The organism is Streptomyces sp. NPDC057565, assembly GCF_042801455.1.
Classification (GTDB): domain Bacteria; phylum Actinomycetota; class Actinomycetes; order Streptomycetales; family Streptomycetaceae; genus Streptomyces; species Streptomyces yanii.
In genome coordinates, this window is sequence record NZ_JBHVFU010000045.1 from 1 (window position 1) to 17616 (window position 17616).

General features: G+C 68.7%; 15 protein-coding genes and 3 pseudogenes. 4 read left to right on the forward strand and 14 right to left on the reverse strand.

Translation table 11 applies throughout. The features are described 5' to 3' along the window. Positions 1 to 1207, forward strand: a pseudogene (locus ACFU8W_RS39655) (transposase); the annotation flags it as partial. A gap of 109 nt (positions 1208 to 1316) precedes the next feature. Further along, entirely contained in the window at positions 1317 to 1955 is a 639-nt protein-coding gene (locus ACFU8W_RS39660) for a hypothetical protein (RefSeq protein WP_384048445.1), read from the forward strand. 346 nt (positions 1956 to 2301) lie between these two features. Here the strand turns inward: ACFU8W_RS39660 and ACFU8W_RS39665 are convergent, their stop codons facing one another. From ACFU8W_RS39665 to ACFU8W_RS39705, 9 genes and pseudogenes are all read right to left on the reverse strand, one after another. After that, positions 2302 to 2988 carry a TetR family transcriptional regulator gene (locus ACFU8W_RS39665; RefSeq protein ID WP_384048448.1) on the reverse strand — a complete coding sequence of 229 codons (687 nt, stop codon included), beginning with the start codon at positions 2986 to 2988 and terminating at the stop codon, positions 2302 to 2304. Between the two features lie 129 nt (positions 2989 to 3117). After that, positions 3118 to 3936, reverse strand: a complete 819-nt coding sequence (locus ACFU8W_RS39670) for an oxidoreductase (protein ID WP_384048451.1) — start codon at positions 3934 to 3936, stop codon at positions 3118 to 3120. 95 nt (positions 3937 to 4031) lie between these two features. Beyond that, entirely contained in the window at positions 4032 to 4784 is a 753-nt protein-coding gene (locus ACFU8W_RS39675; protein ID WP_384048454.1) for an SDR family NAD(P)-dependent oxidoreductase, read from the reverse strand. Continuing rightward, positions 4781 to 5902, reverse strand: a complete 1122-nt coding sequence (locus ACFU8W_RS39680) for an aldo/keto reductase (RefSeq protein WP_384048457.1) — start codon at positions 5900 to 5902, stop codon at positions 4781 to 4783. The genes ACFU8W_RS39675 and ACFU8W_RS39680 overlap by 4 nt, the downstream gene beginning before the upstream one ends. A 580-nt stretch (positions 5903 to 6482) precedes the next feature. Beyond that, complete coding sequence (gene rox, locus ACFU8W_RS39685) at positions 6483 to 8027, reverse strand: rifampin monooxygenase (RefSeq protein ID WP_384048460.1); 1545 nt, start codon at positions 8025 to 8027, stop codon at positions 6483 to 6485. A 248-nt stretch (positions 8028 to 8275) separates the two neighbouring features. Beyond that, the gene (locus ACFU8W_RS39690) at positions 8276 to 9514 is read right to left on the reverse strand and encodes an epoxide hydrolase family protein (protein WP_384048463.1); all 1239 of its coding nucleotides are present in this window, start codon (positions 9512 to 9514) and stop codon (positions 8276 to 8278) included. A 141-nt stretch (positions 9515 to 9655) separates the two neighbouring features. Further along, positions 9656 to 10114: a nuclear transport factor 2 family protein gene (locus tag ACFU8W_RS39695; RefSeq protein ID WP_384048466.1), complete on the reverse strand. Its 459-nt coding sequence runs from the start codon at positions 10112 to 10114 to the stop codon at positions 9656 to 9658. Between the two features lie 252 nt (positions 10115 to 10366). After that, positions 10367 to 10582, reverse strand: a pseudogene (locus ACFU8W_RS39700) (MMPL family transporter); the annotation flags it as partial. A 13-nt stretch (positions 10583 to 10595) separates the two neighbouring features. Continuing rightward, complete coding sequence (locus ACFU8W_RS39705) at positions 10596 to 10982, reverse strand: nuclear transport factor 2 family protein (RefSeq protein ID WP_384048469.1); 387 nt, start codon at positions 10980 to 10982, stop codon at positions 10596 to 10598. A 364-nt stretch (positions 10983 to 11346) separates the two neighbouring features. Between ACFU8W_RS39705 and ACFU8W_RS39710 the strand changes: the two genes are divergently transcribed. Beyond that, entirely contained in the window at positions 11347 to 11658 is a 312-nt protein-coding gene (locus tag ACFU8W_RS39710; RefSeq protein WP_384048472.1) for a hypothetical protein, read from the forward strand. A 346-nt stretch (positions 11659 to 12004) separates the two neighbouring features. On the opposite strand, the gene ACFU8W_RS39715 is transcribed toward ACFU8W_RS39710, so the two are convergent. From ACFU8W_RS39715 to ACFU8W_RS39730, 4 genes and pseudogenes are all read right to left on the reverse strand, one after another. Further along, positions 12005 to 12151, reverse strand: a complete 147-nt coding sequence (locus ACFU8W_RS39715) for a hypothetical protein (protein WP_384048475.1) — start codon at positions 12149 to 12151, stop codon at positions 12005 to 12007. Positions 12152 to 12248: 97 nt separating this feature from the next. After that, positions 12249 to 12470, reverse strand: a pseudogene (locus ACFU8W_RS39720) (HU family DNA-binding protein); the annotation flags it as partial. A 367-nt stretch (positions 12471 to 12837) separates the two neighbouring features. After that, a complete protein-coding gene (locus tag ACFU8W_RS39725) occupies positions 12838 to 14484 on the reverse strand; it encodes a DUF1416 domain-containing protein (RefSeq protein ID WP_384048479.1) in 1647 nt (548 codons plus the stop codon). A gap of 43 nt (positions 14485 to 14527) precedes the next feature. Further along, on the reverse strand, positions 14528 to 15361 hold the full coding sequence (locus ACFU8W_RS39730) for a sulfurtransferase (protein ID WP_384048482.1): 834 nt from the start codon (positions 15359 to 15361) through the stop codon (positions 14528 to 14530). Between the two features lie 472 nt (positions 15362 to 15833). Between ACFU8W_RS39730 and ACFU8W_RS39735 the strand changes: the two genes are divergently transcribed. Continuing rightward, positions 15834 to 15971, forward strand: a complete 138-nt coding sequence (locus ACFU8W_RS39735; RefSeq protein WP_384048485.1) for a hypothetical protein — start codon at positions 15834 to 15836, stop codon at positions 15969 to 15971. On the opposite strand, the gene ACFU8W_RS39740 is transcribed toward ACFU8W_RS39735, so the two are convergent. Beyond that, positions 15962 to 17560, reverse strand: a complete 1599-nt coding sequence (locus ACFU8W_RS39740; protein ID WP_384048488.1) for an IclR family transcriptional regulator C-terminal domain-containing protein — start codon at positions 17558 to 17560, stop codon at positions 15962 to 15964. The genes ACFU8W_RS39735 and ACFU8W_RS39740 overlap by 10 nt on opposite strands. Between the last annotated feature and the right edge of the window lie 56 nt (positions 17561 to 17616).

The window sequence follows — 17616 nt, forward strand, 5'->3', positions numbered from 1 at the left end:
GTCCGTACCCGGCGGGTGGGCGTACGAGGCCCACCTGATGGTCCTGGCCGGCGGCTACGCATCCCCCACGACGAAGACCCGGCGTGCAGCGGCGGCTGAGCTGGAGCGGGCCGGCGGAGTCGACGGCAACGTCTCCAACCTGTCCATCGTCTCCTTCCCCAGCTCCTTCGACCCCGCGGACGGCGACATCAAGGCGACCCGCGTCGAGCCCTCGGACTCCGAGCTCTCCGCTTTGGCGAGAACCCGACGAAAGGAACGCGGCGGCAAACGCGCCCTGGACCGCTCCCGCCGTGCCTTCAACCCCGCCCAGTACGGGCCGTCGAAACGCCAGCAGGACCGGGCCAAACGGCGTCAGGACGCGGGCCTGCCCGCACGGGCCCTCGATATGCCCCGCGGTACGAGGGTGGCGAACAACGCCGGGGTGCCGAAGCAGGCGTACTGGCGCGACAGCTTGTCGGCCGGCTACCGGCTCAACCGGGCCCGCCTCGCCGAAGCCGCCGCGACCGCGGCAGCCGCGAAAGACCACCGCGCCCGCCGTATCGCCGCAGACATCGTCACCGACCACGGCGCGAACCTCACCGTCGAGGACTGCGACATCCGCACCTGGTACCGCCGGTGGGGCAAAGCCTTGCAGGCCACCACACCCGGACGGCTCATAGCGGCGATATCCCGCGAGTGCGAGAAGGCCGGCGGGCGGATGCTGCGCGCGTCCACCTTCACCACGAAGCTGTCCCAGACATGCTTCTGCGGCGAGGCGGTCGCCAAAACCCTCGCCGCCCGGATCCATCACTGCACCTCGTGCGGGCTTGTCGGCGACCGGGACACCGTCTCCGGCGCCCTCTGCGCCCACGTCCACCTTTCTGACCCGGACGACCCCAGCACCGCGCGCCTGGACACTGTCCAGGCGCGCAACACACAAATATTGTTCCATGAAGGGCTGCAAGAAGCCCTGTCGAGTCAACCGCAGCGCGGTGCCCGCCCCACCCGGGGCCGCACCCACGCGGCAGCCAAAAAACCGGGACACCCCGACCGAAGGCCTCTGCTCGACGAAACGCCACCACCCGGTACCGGACAAACCCCGAATGAGACCCGACCCGCAACCAAGCGGCACAAGGCCCACGTCGGAGCAGCCGGCTGCACGGGCAGCACACCACCCAGGCGTGCCCGTTCCGCGCAGACACCAGGCGGACGTCACAGCATTACGTGATGACTCTTAGCGGGTCGCCCCCACGAGCGGGTATCTCTATGGACACACACGGACGGCGGGCGGTGATGGGGAGTTGACCCTGGTGGAACTGTGGTGGAGGCGCCCTCCGGTGCCCGGGTCGCGACGCTCTCAGCGGCAACGCGCGGTCGCGGAGCTGCGGGCCCAGGGCCGGTACGGGCCCACGTTCCGGGAGGTGCTGCCCGGCTTCGTCGGGCTCGGCCTCGCCATCGGGCTGCTGGTCGGCCTCCTCGACTGGAAATACGGACAACTCGGTGTCCTCGGCATGGCGATGAGTGTCGCCCTACTCGTCGGGGTGGCGACCATGCTCGTCCGCTGGCGCCGCACCCTCACCCGTCGGCGCTGCGGCATCTACACCCCGGCCGAACTCGCGGGCCTGGATGACCACGGCTTGGCGGCGGCCACCGAACGAATGCTGCGCCGTGATGGCTGGCACGTCATCGCCATGCCGGACAAGGGGCGGCCGCGCCTGTACGCACGCGACCGCGGCGGCCGCCAACTCGAGGTGGGGTTCCGCCCGGCGGACGAGGATGCGCCAACCGGTCCCGCTACCCTGCGCGAAGCAGGACGCACTGGTGTCGAAGACCTGATCCGGGTCGTGGTGAGCAGGGGCTCGTACAACCGCACCGATGTGCGGTGGGCCTCCCGCCAGGGCGGTGTCCGTCTCCTCGACGGTCGGCAGTTGGGGCGCTGGGCTGCGGGCTCACGTCTGGACGATCTGGATCTATGACGGCCGCCGTGGCCGGGCCGGCGCCGCCGGCGCCGGCCCGGAATGTCCCCGACGCCCGCTGGCGGAATCGCCATGCGGCGCGAAAAAGTCCAGCAACGACATGAGGAGATACTCCACACAAGATCACAGGAGAGCTGTGCCCGAGCAGCGCTGCTCATGGACTGGGCGGTAAATGGCCGGGAGACCGGGGGCCTGGATGAAGTGGAGGTTGGCGTCCGGAAGATCGAGCCGCCGAGCAGCCGGTGCCAGGAGGCGGTCTCCGGCTCCAGTTCGTTCGGCAGCGTCGGTGATCATCGAATTCAGGGTGATGTTCACGGTGCCGTTCTCTTCTCGGCGTGCCCCTGTGTCAGGTGGCCCGTTCTTCCAGGTCGAGTAGTCCCGTGGCGGCGATATGTAGGGTGCGGCCCAGCCGCTCGCCGAAGTCGACCTTCGTGGCGGCGAGTTCGGGGTCCTGCTGTGCCTCGACGACGGCCGGTGAGGGGTGCGCGAAGGGCCACAGTCCGGCCGTGCACACGACGGTCAGGGAGACCAACTCGCGGGCGGCTGCAGGGTTCAGTGCGGTGATGTGCTGTCGCAGCAGCTCCGCCAGGGCGCCCAGCAACCGGACGTGGGCTCGCTTGAAGTCGCGCGCCGACTCGGCGGAGATGTTCCGTTCGAGTTCGGAGCCCAGCGAGCTGAGCAGTTCGCACAGTTGGGTCCGGCGGGCCAGGGACCGGGCCAGGGTGTCTGTCACAGTTCGGGGCGATGCCGGTCCGGCGATGTGGGCGGACGCCAGGTCGGTGGGCAACTCCTCGATCCACTGCGCGAGGTCGCGGTTGAGGAGCTCGAAGAAGACCGCTTCCCTGGTCTCGAAGTAGCGCACGACGTTCGTCTTCGACAGCCCGACCCGCCGACTGAGCTCCCGCAGGCTGATGTCGCTGACGGGCATCTCTGTGAGGAGTTCTGCCGCGGCTGCGAGGATGGTCTGCTTGCGGACCTCGCGCTGCTCGGCACTGCGGGCGCGCTGGAAGTCGGTCGGCCGGTCGTCTGTCATCGTCGCTTCCTCGGGAACTTTCGCGGCACCCCTGGCGCCGCTCGTGGTAACCCTATGGCCTGCCGGTGCCGCCTGGAGGGGCGGGTACCGGCAGGGGGTGGACCTGGGTGCCAGGTCCGCTACTGCGGATCACACGGACTCGCTCACGTGGCGCCACTTGGCGTCCGAGGCAGCGAGGGTCTCGGCCGCGAACTGGCCGACCTTGACGGCGTCATTGCCGAGCAGCAGGTGCAGCGGCGGCTCCTCGGTCTCCACGATGTCCAGCAGGACCTGGGCGACGCGGGCGGGGTCGCCGCTCTGCTTGCCGTCCGAGGCCCGCTGACGGGCGATGGCAGGTTCGACGACCGGCTTGTAGGGGTCGCTGACCGGCGGGGTGGCCATGGAGGAGCCGGCCCAGTTGGTGCGCATGGCGCCCGGCTCGGCGACGGTCACCTTGATGCCGAGAGGGGCGACTTCCTTGGCGAGGACCTCGGAGAAGCCGCCGACGGCCCACTTGGCCGCCTGGTAGGCGCCCAGGCCGGGACCACCTACGCGTCCGCCGACGGAGGAGATCTGGATGATGTGGCCGGAGCCCTGCTCACGCAGGACGGGAAGGGCGGCCCGGGTGACGTTCACGACTCCGTAGAGGTTGGCGTCCATCTGGTTGCGGAAGGCCTCGTCGGTCATGTCCTCGATGGCGGCCATGTCGGCGTAGCCGGCGTTGTTGACGACCACGTCCAGGCGGCCGAAGGCGTCGACGGCGGCCTGGACGGCCCGGCGGGAGGCTTCGGTGTCGGTTACGTCCAGCGTGACGAGGCGGACCTTGTCGCCGTACTTGTCGACGAGGTCGTTGAGGGATTCGGTGCGCCGGGCGGTGGCGACCAGGTTGTTGCCGGCCTCGAGGACGGCCTCGGCGATGGAACGGCCCAGGCCGCGGGAGCTGCCGGTGACCAGCCAGGTCTTGCTCATGATGTTGCCTCGATTTCTGTGTGTCACAGGAAATGTGTGGGAAGTTGGTGGTGCGGGCGAGCCCGAAGGCTCGGGACCGGGGAAGCCGGAGAGGCTCAGATGAGGAATCCGCCGTCGACCGCGAGGTGGGCGCCGGTGACGTAGGACGCCTCGTCGGAGAGCAGGAAGGCGACGGCCTTCGCCACTTCCTCGCCGGTGCCGAGTCGGCGGGCCGGGATCTTTTCGGCGATCTTCGCGACCTCTTCGGGGTTGCCCTGCTGACGGGGCACCGGGATGACGCCGGGCTGGAGTTCGTTGATCCGGATGCCGTGCTGGGCCCAGTCGGCCGCGGCCGCGCGGGTCAGGCCGCGGACGCCGTGCTTGCTCGCGCTGTAGGCGGCGCGGTGGGACAGACCGCGGTCGGCGAAGACGCTGGAGATGTTGACGATGGCGCCGCCGCCAGCCGCCTTGATCGCCGGGATCTGGTACTTCAGCCCGTAGAAGACGCCGGAGAGGTTGATCCCGATGGTCTTGTTCCACTCCTCCTCGGGCAGGTCGGGAACGTCGTGGTGGGCGCTGGAGGTGCCGGCGTTGTTCACGGCCAGGTGCAGGGCGCCGAAGTGGCGGACGGTCTCGGCGACGGCGTGCTCGACGGCATGCGGGTCGCTGACGTCGCCGGGAACGACGAGGGCCTTGCCGCCCGCCTTGGTGATCTCGTCGGCGAGCTCCCTGAGCGGCGCTTCCTGGCGGCTGACCAGAGCGACGTTGGCTCCGCGTGCGGCGAGCAGGCGGGCGATGTCGGAACCTATGCCGCTTCCGGCGCCGGTCACGAGCGCGGTCCTGCCGGCGAACTGGGCGTCATAGTTCATGGGGTGTGCTCCTTGTCCAATGGGGCGGCCGGTACGGCGGGCCCCTGTGTGTGGTATTCCGTGCGGGGCGTGACTTCGGGTTCGTCCGGAAGCGTGTTGAGCGCTCCGTACCGGCCCCCCTTGATCCGTGCGGGGTCGAACAGGACGCCGAGACGGGCCACGTCGTCGGCGCTGAGCCGGACCGAGGTGGCCGCAAGGTTCGCGCTGATGCAGGCCAGACGTCTGGAGCCGGGGATCGGGACGATGTCGTGGGGCTGGGCCAGCAACCAGGCGAGAGCGATCTGACCGGCGGTGTTGCCCGTGCTCGCGGCGAACTCCTCCAACTCGTCGACCAACTGCCGGTTGTGGTCAAAGTTGTCGCCCTGGAACTTGGGCAGCGTGGACCGGAAGTCGTCACGGCCGAACTCGGTGCCTCGGCCAAAGGCGCCGGTGAGCATGCCGCGGCCCAGCGGGCTGTAGGGCACCAGCGTGATCCCGAGCCGCCGGCACTCCGGCAGCACTTCGGCCTCGACGCCGCGCTCCCACAGTGAGTACTCGCTCTGCAGCGCGGCGACGGGATGGATCGCGTGGGCCCGCCGCAAGATCTCCGGGGTGACCTCGCTCAGGCCGATCGCCCGGACCTTGCCCTCGGCGACCAGGTCGGCCATGGCGCCCACGGTGTCCTCGACCGGGACGGCCGGGTCGAGCCGGTGGTAGTAGTACAGGTCGATCCGGTCCGTGCCCAGCCGCTTCAGGCTCGCCGCGCACGCGGCCTTCACATACTCGGGACGGCCGTCGAAGAAGCTGCGGCCCCCGGGGCCGGGGCGCGCGGAGAACTTCGTCGCCACGATTGCTCGGTTCCGGCGCCCTTGGAGCGCGCGCCCCAGCAGCTCCTCGTTGTGACCGAAACCGGCCACCGGCCGGCCCGGCGTGGCGCTGCTCGCACCGTAATAGTCCGAGGTGTCAAACAGCTCCACACCGAGCTCGATCGCATTCCGGATGGTGGCGACCGAGGTGTCGGGATCCGCCTCGCCGTAGAACTGCGACATCCCCATAAGCCCGAGTCCGACGGGCCGCACCGAGATACCGGATCCGCCCAGCGGTGTCCGGGCTGCGTGTGCGGTGCTTTCGTTCATCACCTGGACCCACCTTCGCCTGCGTGGCCAGCACCCTCTCAAGAGGCCACTGGAACCTTATGAATTTGAAGATAACAGTCCACTGGCCTCTTGTCGAATGTGTTGGTCGCGGACGAAGGGAGTCGCTACGGGTGCCGAGAACCCCATCCATGGCCTGACGTGCAGGTTTTCGCTAACGGCCGGCGATCGCTGAGCAGGCGTGGGCGACCTATCCCTGGGGGAATTCGGTCTGCCTCGCTGCCGGCGACACCCCCGCGAAAGCCGAGCGCGCCACCGCCTCGGATACCGGATCCAGAAGTGGTCCCGGGCCGATGTGTTCCGCGCGCCGGGGCATGGCGTGGGGTCGCGTGGCGCGCAAACCGCCCCGTTCCGAGTGAAGCGGACGAACGCACGGCCGCCTGTGCCCATCCATTCCGTGGTGCTCTACCGCCGTCTGCCGGTCGTCGCTCGGAGGTTGACCCTCCTCGCAGGCCGAGCCGGGCGCCAGAGCTCCACGGCTGATGCTTCCTCCAGCCTTCCGTTGGTCAGTCGCTACGGGCCGTTCCGATCCTCCGTACGGGCCTTTTCGGTTGCTCGGGCGAAATCAGTTGGCGGGCTTGCCGAACCAGCGCGAGAGGTGGTTGTCCAGGTCCTGCTGATCGTCGCCGATCCAGGCGACGTGGCCGTCGGGGCGTAGCAGGACGCAGGGAACATCCAGTGCCGCAGTGGGGTCCGCGAGGTGGTCGACCCGGTCTGACCAGCCGCCGACGGTCAGGCGTTCGGTGCGGTCCAGCAGCAGGCCGCGGCCGCGATGCAGCAGACCGTAGAGGTGGCCGTGTTTCACGTCGATGTCGGGCAGGCGGCGGCCGAGCAGGTCGGGGCCTTCGCCGAAGTCGTAGCGGATGCCGATCGCGGTGATCTTCTCGATGAGATAGCGGTTCACCTCGTCGAAGTCCATCAGTTCGGTGAGCAGCCTGCGCACGGCCTGCGGGCCCGGTTCGGTGGAGTGCAGTTCCATCTGGGCGCGGGTGTTGTCCAGCACGTCCTCGGCGACCGGATGGCGTTCGGCCTGGTAGGTGTCCAGCAGTGTTTTTGGCGCCCAGCCGCGGATTTGTGCGGCCAGTTTCCAGCCGAGGTTGAATGCGTCCTGAACGCCCAGGTTGAGGCCCTGCCCGCCGGTGGGTGGATGGATGTGTGCCGCATCGCCGGCCAGCAGCACCCGCCCGACCCGATAGCGTTCGGCCAGCCGGGTGGCATCCCCGAAGCGGGACAACCAGCGCGGGGAGTGCACGCCGAAATCGGTTCCGGCGATGGTGCGCAGCTGTTGTTTGAAATCCTCGAGGGTGGGTGGTTCCGCACGATCACTGACTCCCTCGGCGGGGACTACGACGCTGTATGACCCTTCGCCGAAGGGCCTGAGCCAGAATCGCTTATTGGTCTCGCCGATTTCGGTCACCTTGGCGGCGATCTCCTCCTGCGGCGCACCCACTTGCATCTCGCCCATCAGCGTCTCGGTCCGCGAGGGCTCACCGGGGAAGCCGACGCCGAGCAGTTTGCGCACCGTACTGCGCCCGCCGTCACAGCCGACGAGATAGCGCGAACGCAGCTGTTCACCGTCGGGCAGCTCGACGGTGACACCCTCGTCGTCCTGCTCGAAATCGGCCACCGCACAACCGCGCCGGACCTGCGCACCCAGTTGGGTCGCATGTTCTTCGAGCAGGTGAACGATGACCGGCTGCGGGATGCCCAGCAGATAGGCGTGCGCCGAATCCAGGCCCTCGGGCGCAGGTTTGTTGATGGCGGCGAAGAATCCGCCGGCCGGACGCTGTCTTCCGTGTTCGCGGATGCGATCCAGCAGTCCGCGCATTGCCATCAGCTCGAGACTGCGAATGTGCAGGCCGACGATGCGGACGAACGACACGGGCTCGGTTTCCTTCTCCAGAACGAGTACCCGCACATTGTGCAGCCGCAGTTCGGCGGCCAGCATCGCACCAGTCGGCCCGCACCCGGCAATGATCACGTCGAACATAAGGGGCGCGCGGTCGGCGCCGGAGGTCGGCGACCGGAGTCCGGGGACGTCGCTCACGGTGAAGTCGCGCTCGACCGTACCGTTCGACGACGGCTCGGTGGTGAACTGCGGAGAGTCCATAGGTGTTGCCTTTCGGGAGTGCCTTGTTGTGGAGGCGCTCCCGGCGACACCTACGTCAATCGCCGGCCGTGGCGGGAAGGGGGAGCACCCACGTCGATACTGCGTTCATGGGTCTCACCTCCTCGGGCGGTGTCACGGTCCACTGCAAGCTACAAGCCCGAGCATCACCGCGTCCAATCCTTTCCCAGCCACGTGATCGCGACTCCGAACGGGCCCCGTGCGGGGGCAGGAGACCCGTCCGTTGTGGATCAACGGATCCTGCGGAACGTCTCGACGAGGTCGGAGGCGAACGCCTCGGGGTTCTCGTAGTGGACGAAGTGGCCGCCCTTCATGTGGGCGTTGACATTGACCACGTTGAATGAGCTGCGCGTGGGCCCGTCCTCGAAGGCGGCGATGCGCTCCTCGACGGTGTTGATGGCGGGCGGATAGGCGTCACCGAGCAGGAAGGTGAAGCCGGCCGGCGGCTCGACGACGGGCCGGCGGTTGTGGGAGGGCACCCACGGGTGGCGCACCGCGTTGCGGTACATCCGGATGGACGTGCCGATGGACTGCGTCACCCAGAAGATGGTGGCCTGGGTCAGGATGAAGTCGCGGGAGAAGTTCTCGTCGAAGTCGCCCCTCTTGTCGCTCCACTTCTTCCACCGACGCAGCAACCAGGCGAGCATGCCGATAGGGGAGTCGTTCAGACCGTGGGCGAGGGTCGAACCATCAAGCATGTGAACAGCGACGTGGGAGACATAGGTGTTGACGAGATTCTCCAGGCCCGCGCGCAGCTCCGGCGAGGCGTCCTCGGGGATCTTGGCGCCGTCGGTCAGGTCCCAGAACCGCTCGTTGGCGAACTGCCCCGGAGGCATGTCGTGACCGTAGTGCAGGCCGATGATGCTGTCGGCGTACTTGTGGCCGAGCGCGCTCGTGACCAGGGCACCGTAGTCGGAGTCCGCCACCCCGTACTTCCCGTAGCCGAGCACCTCGGTCATGAGCTCGTGCAGGATGTCTGCGATCTTCCAGTAGTTCAGGTCTCCCCTGCCGACCGGGGTGGAGAAGCCGAAACCAGGCAGATCCGGGATGATGACATCGAACGAGAGGGCCGGGTCCCCGCCATGGGCGGCGGGGTCCGTCAGCAGGCCGATGAGCCCGTAGCTGAACTCACCCGGCCACGGCCAGCCCGGGTTGATGACAAGCGGGATCGGGTTCGGGCCCTTGCCACGCTCGTGGACGAAGTGCACGGGTGTGCCGTCGATCTCGACCTTGTGCCGGTTGTAGGTGTTCAGACGCCGCTCCTGCGCGCGCCAGTCGAAGCCGTCCGCCCAGTATTCAACGAGCGGCTTGAGGTAGGCGGTGCTGATGCCGTAGTACTCGTCCTCGTTGTCCAGGTCGTCGAAGAAGCGGGTCCTCTTCAGGCGGTCCTTGAGGTCATCGAGGTCGCTCTGGGGGACGAGGATCCTGTACGGCTCGACCAGTGCGGCGGAGTTGTGACTGTTGCTCACGGTGATGCTGCTTTCGTATTGGGATGGGAAGAGGGGTTGTTGCCCGGTAGGCGTGTGCGACCGGGCAACCGGGGTTTCGAAAGCACCCTGTGGTCCGCCGAATTGCCGGTCTCCGGGGTGCGAGGTGGGCCGCCGGAGCGGTCAGTCGGTGAAGTCCAGGCGGATTCGGGTCTGCTTGATCTCGGCGATTCGCCAGATGTCGTCGGCCCTGACGAATCGTGCGTGGTAATGGCCGAATCCGTGCATGCCCCTGAAGGGGATGGTCTCGGACACCTCGGCGTCCTCGGGCCGGGTCACGATGTCCTCCATCGCGAAGACGCCGTGGGCGGTAGTCGCCGAGTCGACGTCGATCTCGTCGGAGAACAGGTGGTGGACCAAGGTGACGCCAGGGCCGCCGGCGGCACCGACCGTTGCAGCGATCTCGTCCCGACCATTCATACGCAGCCACACCGTTCCGTCCGGCTTGTGCGGGGTGAACGTGCCGTCAGGCGTGAAGAGGTTCGCCAGGTCGTCCCAACGCTGGTGATCCGCGTAACGCACGTAACGGGCCATCAGACGGCGAAGTTCCTCGATGATGCTGAGGCGCTCAATGGTTTCCATGATCGATATTCCTTACTTCAGTGGCGCGGACAGACATGCCATCTCGTACGACGGCGCAGACGGTGCCGGTACCCACACCCAGGAGATGCGCATGTGGAGTCATCAAGGGATTTCGTGAAAAGGGATCGAGACATCCGCTCTTCTCCCTCCACGAGCCCTGGCACGTGGCACGCTCACTCCAACTACCGTGCCGTTACAGGGTGATTGACGGGTGTCTCGTCTTTCCGAGGTCGGGTCCCTGCAGTCCGTCAGTCAGTCGTGACTGAAACGGATGTTCGGCAGGACACGTCGGGGGTGTGCCAGGCCGCGGCCGGTGAGGCGGGGCAGAACGGGCAGCAGGACGAGGCGGACCAGTACGGCGCCGGGCAGGACGGCGAGGCCGAGGACGGTGCCCATCTCCCTGGTCGGCAAGAGGCCGGCGAGGGAGAACGTGAAGAACGCGGCGACCATCACGGTCGTGGCGGCGAAGACGACATGCGCCTTACATCAGCGTGCGCGCATACTCGGAGTTGGTGTAGTCGCGCCACTCCACGATCCGGCCGTCGCGCATCCGGTAGACCGCCATGTTCTTGATCGGCGCGAACGGGCGGCCGGGCAGGGCGAGTCCGTGGATCTGTTCCGCTATGACGATGTCGCCGTTGACCGCCTGGTTGAGGGTGGTGAACTCGACACGTTCCATGGTGGAGAAGACCCCGGCCCACAGGCTGACCACGTTCTCCCGGCCCTTGACCACGGGACTGCCATAGTTCTCGAAGACGATGTCCTGGTCGAGGTAGGGAGCGAGCGTGGTGGCGTCCTGCTGGGCGAAGAGGTCGATGAACTCCTTGATGACCGTGTCGTTGTCGATGGCTTCGGAGATGTTGCTCATGGTTCTTGTTCCTTTCTGGTAGGTAAGGTGTGCGGCCGAGGCCCGGGACGGGCTGTCTTCGGGACTTCTCGGTCCGACGGCCGTCTCCCGGCGGCCGATCAGGTCGTCAGAGGGATGTGTCGACGCTGCGAGGCCGGACGGGTTCACCAAGTCAGGATTGGATGCCATGGTCCAATCCTGCCCAGCCAAAATTGGACCAGCAAGTCCAGTTTTTTGCTTACGTCGGCACCTCCCCCGCGCCGACGGGCGCAGCGGGACGATCGCCTCGGTCAGCGCAGCTTCCAGGTAGTCCATTCGCCCGGTCGCCTGGAGCATCCCGGCGCCGGCGTTCGCGGGCGAGGGCAAGTCTCTGCTCGGCTCGTACATGGGCGACGCGGTACCACACCGCGACATCCCGAGGTTCCTGGACCTGTGGCGGGTGGACCTGATGCCGGTGGAGCAGATGCATACGGGCACACTGCCGCTGGCCGACATCAACGCGGCAATGAAGCAGCTGGCTTCGGGCCAGGCGATCCGCCAGGCCATCGACATGTCGGGCATGTTGGACGCCTGCCGCGATCCGGCCCGCGCCCCGGTTCCGCCGACAGCGGCGCTCACCGGGGCAGAGCGGGAGTTGAACTCTGCGCTCACCGAAGTCGCGACGCCGATGGTTCCGGCAGCGGCGTCCGGCGGCTGATGAACGAAAGCGAAGAGGCCGGTCGGGGGTATAGCCACGGACTTCGCCCTGCGCGAAGTCCCCAGCCTTGCGGGATGCGGGGTCCTTGCCGGCCGAGGACGTTCACGATTTCACAGGTCCAACATCATGCCGGCACCGCCACGTGGCGCACCGCCCGCCACACGCGCTGGCGGTCCTGAAGCCGCCGTGCCGCCGACGCGGCAAGCAGGCGCAGCCGGACCTGGGCCACCGCCCACGCCAGCTTGGCGGGCCCGCGGCACGAGGCATGTGCATCAGGCCGGTGAGCAGGCCGCCGACTCAGAATTATGCACTCCCCAGCCGTCCGAAGATCAGTTATGGGGCACCCTTAGAGGCCCGCTCCCAGCACGTCGAGAAGATCACCGCGACCCACACCGCGATCCACACGGCATGGGTGAACGGCGGTTACGGCCAGCACCTCGTCGAGCTCGCCCTGCCGCTCGGGCTGGGTGGCCATCATCGCCACTGTCGTCACACCGCCGCTCCCTTGCCCGCCTCTGCCTCGACATGGAAGTCGTGCCGTCCGCCAGCAACTCGCCAGGGGACGGTATCTACGTCGCCCGATTTCAATCGGCGCTCTTCTTGGCGGGCACGCGCTCGCCTGTCTGCGGCTTGCGTGCGTAACGAGCGGGCCGGTTAAGCCTTTCGAAGCTGCCGATTCCGGCGATCGACACCCGTTCGCCCGCGACAACCGCACGGACCATGGCGTCGAGCACCGCATCGACCGCGCGGGCGGCCTGCTGTTGCCCACCGAGCTTGTCGGCAATCGCTTCGACGAGCTGAGCCTTGTTCATGTCTCTCCCAGTAGATGGAGGCGGAGAATAGTCCGACGATAGCCACGGCCTCAGCTTCCCAACGGAAGCCTGACCAGGAGCTCCTGCAGTTCGCCCTGTCAGCCCATGCCATGACCTGCCCATGACCATGAGGTTGGGGAGAAGGGCGCTGTCTGCGCCGAGCCCGCACTTCGCGGCACGATACGGGGCAGCCCCCACGCGCGGCCGGTGCTCATGCGCCACGGATACGTCGGGAGGGCCGCCGTATCCCCTGCGTCGGTGCCGGAGCACCACAGCCGGACCGGCTTCGGAGCGGCTCCGCTGGGCAGTTGGTCGATGTCCAGGCGGATCACGGTCCCTTCCGGACTCGGTCTCGAACCTCTGTGCGCTAACCCTCCTGCATCACGGGGCGCGCGTGCTCGACGGTGTCGTCAATGAGGACGACCTGGTGTCCGACGGCGGCGAGCAGCGAGGCGGCGATCGCGGCCCGGAAGCCGCTGCGGCAGTGCACCCAGTGCTCGGCCTCCGGCAGGGACACGATGGCGTTGGGCAGTTCGGGCAGCGGGATGTGGCGTGCGCCGGGCAGGTGGCCGGAGCGCCACTCGCGGTCACTGCGGACGTCCAGGACCTCCACCTGTCGCCCGGACCGGACAGTGGCGAGGGTGGCGAAGTCGGATCGCGGGTAGGAGGCCAGCTCTTGTGGGCCGACCCATTCGAGCGGGTTTCCGACGGCGGCAGCCGCAAGACGGTCGAAGCCGATCCGCAGCAGCTCGATGCGGGCTGCCTGCAATCCGTTGTGGTCGGCGGCCAGCAGGGTGACGGGGGCGTCGAACGGAACCAGCCAGCCGAGGTAGGTGGCAAGGGATCCGGAGGCGTCGAAGTTGACCGTGCCCGGCAGATGGAGCGGCGCGTAGTCGGCTCGCGGACGCACGTCGACCACCCACTCACCCGCTGTGATCCGGTCGGCCAGTTCGGCCGGATCAGCAAGCCTTGGCCCGGGGAGCGAGGCGCGGGGCGGCGGCCCGGCTGCGTTGATCGGCGCCATCCGGCGGTAGTACGCGGGGAAGGGCCCCAAACCCGTCAGTGTCCCGGCCACGAAGGCGTCTTCGGTTTGACTGAAGACAGAGTTCACGGCCCGTTCGCGGCCGATGGTGGAGCGTTGGACCGCGCCGACGGTCGTCGCGGCGCAGAAGCTGCCGAAGCCGTGGGTCGGCAGGATGACGGTGTCGTCGGGTAGTACCTCGGCCAGGTGGCGCACTGATCGGTACTGCTGGTGGGCGAGCGGCTCGGCCAGGTCCGCACCCATGAGGTCGGTACGGCCCGTGGTGCCGTACAGCAGGGAGCCGCCGGTGCATACCAGCCGAGGCGCCCCGTCGGCGGGCGCGAAGGCGTAGGCGAGGTGGTGGTCGGTGTGCCCGGGTGTGGCGATCACCTGGATCCGCAGCTTCCCGGCCGTCAGTCGGTCGCCGTCGCCGACCCGGACCGCGTCGAAGCCAAGCGGCGGCCCGGCTGGCACCGCGTACGCCGCCTGGCAGCGGCGGGCGAGCTCCAGACCGCCTGTCACATAGTCGTTGTGCAGGTGGGTCTCCACGACCGTGTCGAGCCGCAGGCCGCGGTCCTCGAGCACACTGGTGACGCGCTCCAGGTCACGTTGCGGGTCCACTGCGACCGCGACCGACCCGTCTGTGATCAGGTAGCTGCGGTTCCCGAGGCTGAGCGTGGAGATCTGGATGATCTCCACGCTATCGGGCAGCCGCTCGGAGAGCCGCAGCTCGGCCTGGGTGGCCCGGCCCGGCTCGGCCGCGACCGGCACCTCCGTGACACCACGCGGCGAGAGCGCCCGCAACACCCAGTGCCCCGGGGGCACGTAGAAGCGGAATTCCCCGATCGCGGAGGTGACTATCTCACCGACGAACTCCCCTGCCGGATCGAGCAGGCGGACCCAGACGCCCGCGGCCGGCCCGTCGGCGGCCTGGACGCGGCCGGTCACGAGGGTTCGGGTGGTGGGTTTGGGATCCACGGGTGTCGCGGTCATCTCTGATCCGTCTCGCGCAGCCCCGCCTATGCTTCCGGCGGGGTCACTTCTCGATCGGAACGCCGACCATCGAGCCGTACTCGGTCCACGAGCCGTCGTAGTTCTTGACGTTGGGGTGGTCGAGCAGTTCGTGGAAGACGAACCAGGTGTGGGCGCTGCGCTCGCCGATCCGGCAGTAGGCGATGGTGTCGCGGTCGAAGTCGACTCCTGCGTCGAGGTAGAGCGCCCGGAGTTCCTCGTCTGTCTTGAAGGTGCCGTCGTCGTTGGCCGCCTTGGACCAGGGGACGTTTCTGGCACCGGGGATGTGACCACCGCGCTGCGCCTGCTCCTGCGGCAAATGGGCGGGGGCCAGCAGCTCACCTGAGAATTCCTGGGGGGAGCGGACGTCGATCAGGTTCTGGTTCTGCTGCCCGATCGAGGCCAGCACCTCGTCACGGAAAGCCCGGATCGAGTAGTCCGGCTCCTTGGCGGTGTAGCCGGTTCTCGGTCGCTGCGGCACCTCGTCGGTGAGCGGCCGCGACTGCAGTTCCCAGCTTTTGCGACCGCCGTCGAGGAGGCGCACGCGCTCGTGCCCGTAGATCTTGAAGTACCAGTAGGCATAAGCGGCGAACCAGTTGTTGTTGCCGCCGTACAGGACAACGGTGTGGTCGGGCGTGATGCCGCGCTCCGACATCAGCTCCTCAAAGCGCTTCTGGTCCGCGAAATCGCGGCGGACCGGATCCTGCAGATCGTTCTTCCAGTCCAGCTTCACCGCGCCCGGGATGTGACCGGTGTCGTAGGCGCTCACATCCTCGTCGACCTCGGCGATCACCATGCTCGCGTCGTCCACGTGCTGCTGCATCCAGTCGGCGTCGACCAGGGATTGGTCACGGCTCATGGGCATGCCTTTCACTCGGGGTGTACCCCTCTTCCAGCACAACCCCTGCCTCGGAAGGCGTCAACATCAGGATCCGCCTGGCAACTGAGGAACCCCGCTCCGGAGCCGGAGCGCGCCGGTCGCAGGGCCGCTGGAAGACGTCGCCGGTGCTGACGATGACTGGAGTGGAGGCTCGCTCCAAGCCCCTGGGCGCAGCTCTGGCATCTGGCGTGCGCCGTAGCGGGCGGTCCCGCGGACGGTGGCCTCTACCGGCCGGTCACATCGAGCTCGGCGTACATGCCGGCGGCGTAGTGGCCGGGTTCGTTGCACACCAGTACGACAGCTATGACCACGCCCCCCCAGCGGCCCGCGAGCGGGAGACCGACTGTGACCGTCTACTTCGACCCCGTCGGCGGCGTCCTCCTGGTGGCGGCCGGCCGGTGAGGCGCTGCGCGTCGCGCGAGGGGCGTACGCCGTCCGGTTTCCGTTCTTCGTGACCGCGGGCCACCTCGCCCAGGCCCTCGCCAAGGCGAACCACTGGGAGATCGAGCCCATGTGGCTTCGTCTGGTGGACAACGGCCGCGGCTTCGGTCACAAGACCGAGTGGAGCGCGGCGCCCGCTCAGGGGTAGCGGACCGTGCCGAACCGGTCCGCGATCGCCACGTCCGCCTCGATCGCGGCGGCCGCGTCGCGCAGGGCGGGCAGGAGGGCGTCGCGGGTCGCCTCCAGTGGGGTGTCGCCGGAGTGCTGGGCGACGTTGAGTGCGGCGACAGTGCGGCCGGCCGGGTTGCGCAGGGGCACGGCGACGGACCGCAGGCCCTCCTCCAGCTCCTCGTCGATCACCGCGTGGCCGTCGGCTGCGACCTGGCGAAGGATGCGGGCCAGGTCCGCCGGGTCGATGACCGTGTGGGGGGTGAGGGCACGCGGGGCGGAGTCGGTGAGGAGCCGGTCACGCTCGGGTTCGGGCAGACCTGCGAGGAGGACGCGGCCCATCGCGGTCGGGTAGGCGGGAAAGCGGGTGCCCAGCGTGATGTCGACGCTCATGACACGGGTGATCGGCACGCGGGCCACGTACAGGATGTCCGTGCCGTCCAGGACCGTCACCGACGCGGACTCCTGCACACGGGTGACCAGATCGCGCAGGTGCGGCTGGGCGAGGTCGGCGAAGGCCGGTGTGGACAGGCGGGCGTAGCCCAGTTCCAGGACGCGGGGCAGCGGACGGAACAGGGGGCCGTCGGCACCGACGTATCCCTCGTTCTGCAGGGTGCGCAGGCTGCGGTAGACGGTGGTGCGGGGCAGTCCGGTGGCCTCGGCGAGCGCGGTGACGGGCAGACCGGCGGGCGGTGCGCCGTCCAGGGCACGCAGGACGGCGAGACCGCGGGCGAGGGACTGCAGCACGACGGGCCCCGTCACGGGCCGCGTGGCGGGGCGGGCCGCGGGCGCCGGGCCGTCCGCCGCCGCGAGCCGGGCGGCCTCTTCCCGGAGGGTCGGCAGTACGGCGTCCGCGAGCCCCTGGGCGGTGTGGCGGTTGGTGTGGCTCACGGCGCTCAGCGCGCCGCGCACGGCGCCGTCGTCGCCGCGCACCGGCACAGCCACGGCGACCAGACCGGGCTCGACGAGCTGGTCGTCCAGCGCCCAGCCCTGCCGCCGCGCGTGCTCGGCCCCGCGCCGGAACTCCTCCTCGCAAACCGGGTGCGGCGCCACGGCCGGGAAACCGGCGCCCTCCGGGTCGGCGGCGGTGCGCTCGCGCCAGCGCGCCCAGTCGGCCTCGTCCCACTCGGTGGCGAACACGAGCCCCGCCGCGCATCGCTCGGCGGGCAGCAGGTCACCGATGCGGAAGGTGATGGACATGGCGCGGCGCCGGGTGGCCTGTGCGGTGAACCGCACGCCGTCCCGGTCCGGCACCGCGAGGGACACCGACTCGTCCAGCTCCCGCGCGAGCCGGGCGGCGCGGGCGGCGGCCTCGTGGGTGAGGCCGCTCGTGGACAGATAGGCGTTGCCCAGCTCCATCAGGGGCGGGGCGAGGTACAGCTCCTGCCCCTGCTGGCGTACGTAGCCGAGGCTCACCAGGGTGGCCACGACCCGGTCGACCGTGGAACGGGCGAGCCCCGTGACGCGCACCAGATCGCCGGCGCGCACCTGCTCGGGTTCACGGGCCGCGGCGAGCGCGCGCAGCACGGCGAGACCGCGCTGCAGGGGACGTACGGAGTCATCGGACATGGAACCGTCTTTCAACCGTTGACATCGGCGCGGGGGTGGTCCCACACTCTCGGGAA